Raw genomic sequence first — 2003 nt, 5'->3', positions numbered from 1 at the left:
CGCCGAGCCGTTCTACCGGGGCGACAACACCTTCCTGCACGGCTACACCTTCGGCGGCCACCCGGTCTCCGCCGCGGTCGCCCTGGCCAACCTCGACATCTTCGAGCGCGAGGGCCTCAACCAGCACGTCCTGGACAACGAGAACGCCTTCCTCACCACGCTCCGCAAGCTGCACGACCTGCCGATCGTGGGCGACGTCCGGGGCAACGGCTTCTTCTACGGCATCGAGCTGGTGAAGGACAAGGCGACCAAGGAGACGTTCGACGCCGAGGAGACCGAGCGCGTCCTCTACGGCTTCCTCTCCCCGGCGCTGTACGACAACGGCCTGTACTGCCGGGCCGACGACCGCGGCGACCCGGTGATCCAGCTCGCGCCGCCGCTGATCTCCGACCGGTCGACGTTCGACGAGATCGAAGGCATCCTGCGGGGCGTCCTGACGGAGGCCTGGACGAAGCTCTGAGCCGGTGGCCGCGGGCCCCGTCCCCGGCCGCCCGCGAGGCGGGGACTCTCACCCGTTCGAGTGAGAAGGGGAGCGTCCGGGCCGCGTGCTGTCCCGACACCCCGGCCCGGCTGCCTAGCGTGCCGAGTGACCGATCGGCCATGTCTTCGTTCCCCCGAACGGGGGGTGGGGAACCTGATCCGAACCGAGGTGTACGCCATGGTGGCCCCGCCCGACAACGACGTTATCTGGGCACGTTCCCTGCACCACTCCCACAACGGGTCGCCGGCGCTCGGCGGTGTCTCCCTCGGAGTCCGCGACGGCGAGGTCCTCGCCGTGACCGGTCCGCGCGGCAGCGGCAAGTCGACGCTCCTGCACTGCCTCTCCGGACAGTTGGTGCCCCAGGAGGGCGAGGTCTGGTTCAACAGCGTCCCCGTGCACACCATGGGCCCCCGGCTGCGCGAACAACTGCGCCGCGACCGGTTCGGCTGGATCGGCGCCGAGCCGGAGCTCGTACCGGAGCTCACCACCTGGGAGAACGCGGCGCTTCCGCTGTTGCTGCGGGGCGTCTCGCACCGGGCGGCGAAGAAGGCCGCGACCGAGTGGCTGGAGCGCCTGGACATCGGCCCGCTCGCGAAGAAGCGCCCGCACGCCCTGCTCCAGTCGCAGCGCCAGCGGGTCTCCGTCGCCCGTGCGCTGACCGCCTCCCCGGCCGTGGTCTTCGCCGACGAGCCGACCGCGACGCTGCACCGGGCCGAACGCTCCCAGCTGCTCCGGACGCTGACCACGGCGGCCCGGTCGCACGGCATCACCGTCGTACTCGCCACCCACGACGCGGAGGTCGCCGCCCTCGCCGACCGTACGGTCTGCCTGCTCGACGGCCGGCGTGTGAACACCGTCGACCTGCCCGCGGCGCCCGATACGGAAGGCGCCTCGGCGTGCTCGCTCTCCGTCTGACCCGCGGTTCGCACCCCCTGGTCCTGGTACGGCGGCTGCTGCTCGCCGCCGCGTCGGCCGGGGTCGGTTTCCTGCTCCTGTGCACCCTCGGCTACGCCTCCGGGCACCCGGCGCACGCGTCGAGCTCCGTGCTGCGGCTGCTGTGGTGTGCCGTGCCCCTGGCGGCGACCGTCCAGTTCGCGGTCGCGGTCGCGCGCACGGACCCGAGCACCCGGCCGCGCCCCGGGCTCTTCGCGGCCGGTGCGGGCCCGGCCCGGCTGAGCGTGCTGGCGGCCGTCTCCACGGCGGTGTCCACCACGCTGGGTTCGGTGGTGGCGCTGCTCTTCTTCCTCCATCTGCGGGGCGACCTGGCGGGGCTGCCCTTCGACGGCGGGGCGGCCGAATTCCTGGGCGCCGGTACCCCGTTGCCGCTCGCGGCGGCCCTCACGCTGCTCGCGCTCGTACCGCTGGCGTCGGCGGCGGCGAGCGGGCTGGCGCTGCGCTCCCGGCCCTCGGCCCCGTCCGGTGCCCCGGAGGCCGAGGAGCAGCTCGCCCCGGCCCCCGCGCCGACGGGGCTTCCGTGGGGCGTGGCCCTCACGGCGGCCGGCCTCGCGGCGGAGGCGTACGC

2 protein-coding genes and 1 pseudogene are annotated in these 2003 nt (G+C 73.7%); all 3 read left to right on the top strand.

What is annotated here, in order from left to right:
* Window positions 1-460 (top strand): aminotransferase class III-fold pyridoxal phosphate-dependent enzyme (locus IH13_RS0133220; RefSeq protein ID WP_031090349.1); only part of this gene is annotated, 460 nt, incomplete at its 5' end.
* A 198-nt stretch (window positions 461-658) separates the two neighbouring features.
* Window positions 659-1396, top strand: a complete 738-nt coding sequence (locus tag IH13_RS0133215; RefSeq protein WP_031090347.1) for an ABC transporter ATP-binding protein — start codon at window positions 659-661, stop codon at window positions 1394-1396.
* Window positions 1378-2003: pseudogene (locus IH13_RS0133210) on the top strand (hypothetical protein); the annotation flags it as partial. The gene IH13_RS0133215 and the pseudogene IH13_RS0133210, both read left to right, overlap by 19 nt.

This window comes from Streptomyces sp. NRRL WC-3549 (assembly GCF_000721935.1).
Classification (GTDB): domain Bacteria; phylum Actinomycetota; class Actinomycetes; order Streptomycetales; family Streptomycetaceae; genus Streptomyces.
This window is presented reverse-complemented; position numbering and strand designations above follow the sequence as displayed.

Coding starts and splice junctions, on each gene's coding strand:
- IH13_RS0133215 (WP_031090347.1), top strand. CDS start 659: ATGGTGGCCCCGCCCGACAACGACGTTATCTGGGCACGTTCCCTGCAC.